This is a genomic window from Bacillota bacterium (assembly GCA_040754675.1).
Taxonomy (GTDB): Bacteria; Bacillota; Limnochordia; order Limnochordales; family Geochordaceae; genus Geochorda.
Genome location: JBFMCJ010000636.1, coordinates 1 through 2216 on the forward strand (window position 1 = coordinate 1; position 2216 = coordinate 2216).

The window sequence follows — 2216 nt, forward strand, 5'->3', positions numbered from 1 at the left end:
CTTTTAACCGCGCCAGGAACTCAGTGTTGGTCCGGAACCGGGGGTCTCTGGGGTAGCGGAGGTCGATCACGAAAACGTCCGAGTCCACGAAGATCAATCGCGCCACCTGCTCTTGCGCAACGCGGTTTCCACATCCGGGTACGGCGGCTCGGTGGCGTGCAGGGTCGCCTCGATGTCCCGCCAGGCGACTTCGAAGGGCCTTAAGCTCGCGTTACCCTCCTGGTGCTCCCCAAAGGGCACCAGACAAGCCACCGGCTTACCCCGATAGGTGATGGCCACGCGCTCGCCGCGCCGCACCCTTTCCAGGATGGTCCCGTAATGCAGCCTCAGTTCCTTTGTAGTTACGAAGATCATCGCCTCTGCCCCCCTTTCGGTAACCCCGGGGTTCACTTAAGAGTAGCCATACGTTAAATAGAGTATAACCACTGTTTTGGGGACCGTCAAGGGACCCGGGGCGTTCTCGGGCCGGGGCTGCCGCCTGCAGCTTCTCCGGCCTACTGGGCCTGTTCGCCTCGCTGCGCGTGGCGGGGGAAGTGATCCTCAAGGTCGAGGTGAGCCAGATGGAGCAATCGCCCCTGTTCGACGGCATCCGGGAGAAGTGGATCGACCAGGGCCTGCAGCGGGGATTGCAACAGGGCTTGCAGCAGGGATTGCAGCAGGGGTTGCAGCAGGGCTTACAGGAGGGACTGCAGCGGGGCCGCCGCAGCGGTTTGGTGGAGGCGGTACTGGAGGCCCTGGCGGAGACGGTGGGGGAGTATCCCCGGGACCTGCCGGGGAGGCTGGAGCGGATGGAGGACCCGGCGGTGCTCAAGGCGCTGCTGAGGAAGGCGGCGCGGGCGGGGAGTCTGGAGGAATTCACGGCCTTCCTGGCCGAGGTGCTTGGCTCGCAGAACTGACGTCTCTCTCCAGAGCAATGCCCCCTGCGACGTTCTATCTTCGTGAGCGGGTGGCGGCGCGGGCGTCCTGGGTGACGGCCTGTGGTGCCTGCCGTCCGGCCGGGAGGGTTGCGCCCGGTGCTATTGCCGGCCCGTCACACCCGATGGTATTCGCCGGAAGGCCGGCCTGGAGCAGGCCCGGGAGAATCACCGCCTGGCGAGCCTGCGCTGCGAGGTGGGCGTGGGCACCGGCCCGGAGGTGCTGCAGGCCTCGGAGCGGTGGCTTTGCGCCTCGAGTCCCCGTACGTGGAGCCCCTGTTCAACTACAGTCTCGCGGTCCTGACCTTCGAGACCGCCAGGGTGACCCCTGTCTCCGGCCTCTCGGCCGGGGCCTCCGCCGGGGGGCCGGTAGGCGGTACGGTGGAAGAGATTCTTTCACGCGTCGCGGGACCCTGAAGTTCAGAATCCTTGCCGTATACGGTCCCGAAAGGGCACATATACTACCAGGGAGTTTGCTTCCTTCCGGGGCAAAGGGCCGGGCTTTGGGGCGCGGAAAGGATGTTAAGAGGGTAATGGCCGGCAAGATTGTGGTAAGCGGCAGCCGTTATATGGGGCAGCTCAAGAAGCAACTGCTCCGGTATCTGCGGGTGTGTGCCGCGGAGGCGACGGGCGGCAGATATACGCTGCTTACCTGCGTGGCGGACCGTCGTGTCGGTCGGGCTCGCCTGAAAAGGCGCATCGCGGCAGTGGTGGCCAAACTGGTGGTACAACGGTGGGAGGAAGGGTTGCTGGAAAACATGGTCGCCCACGATTGCCCGGAACTCAATGCCGACGAGCGGCGGCTCATCGTGCAGCGGGTGCGCCGGCACCGGGGAGCCAGGAAGCTACGCCAGGAGCTGGTGAGGCAGCGGGCGGAAGAAGTCCTGGAAACCCACAACGGGATTGTCATCGACGGATTTGTGCGTTTTCGCCTGCACGATTACCTGGAAGGGTTGCGCGCGGCCGCTTACGAGGCCTTGAACGATTATTTACTGGAAAAGGAATACCACCAGTTTATTCGCTTACTGAGGTCCTTTGTTGAGGTGCGACAGGGTTCCTGCCGGCTTATCCACGTGGTTTGTCGGGCCGACGGCAGATTTCAGTTGCTCGACCGTCAGAAGCAAACCATCGGCGCGGGCGCAACACAGGCTTTCCTGGAAGACGAAGCGGGCGACGACGAAATACTCATCAGTACCCTGGTGGCACTGGCCCCGCGCGAGGTGGTGTTGCATCGCCGCACCGGGTATGAAAGGCCGGCATGGAGGATTATCGGGGAGGTGTTCCGCGGACGTTTGCGCGAAT

General features: G+C 63.9%; 4 protein-coding genes. 3 read left to right on the plus strand and 1 reads right to left on the minus strand.

Annotated elements, in window-relative coordinates; translation table 11 throughout:
- Window positions 1-93 precede the first annotated feature (93 nt).
- Entirely contained in the window at window positions 94-354 is a 261-nt protein-coding gene (locus tag AB1609_21875) for a type II toxin-antitoxin system prevent-host-death family antitoxin (GenBank protein ID MEW6049084.1), read from the minus strand.
- A gap of 167 nt (window positions 355-521) precedes the next feature.
- Between AB1609_21875 and AB1609_21880 the strand changes: the two genes are divergently transcribed.
- The 3 genes from AB1609_21880 to AB1609_21890 all read left to right on the plus strand — a co-directional run.
- Window positions 522-896, plus strand: coding sequence for a hypothetical protein (locus AB1609_21880; protein ID MEW6049085.1), 375 nt, complete (start codon window positions 522-524; stop codon window positions 894-896).
- Window positions 897-1154: 258 nt separating this feature from the next.
- The gene (locus tag AB1609_21885) at window positions 1155-1331 is read left to right on the plus strand and encodes a hypothetical protein (GenBank protein MEW6049086.1); all 177 of its coding nucleotides are present in this window, start codon (window positions 1155-1157) and stop codon (window positions 1329-1331) included.
- A gap of 116 nt (window positions 1332-1447) precedes the next feature.
- On the plus strand, window positions 1448-2216 hold a 769-nt coding region (locus AB1609_21890), incomplete at its 3' end, for a putative sporulation protein YtxC (protein MEW6049087.1).

Coding starts and splice junctions, on each gene's coding strand:
- AB1609_21875 (MEW6049084.1), bottom strand. CDS start 354: ATGATCTTCGTAACTACAAAGGAACTGAGGCTGCATTACGGGACCATC.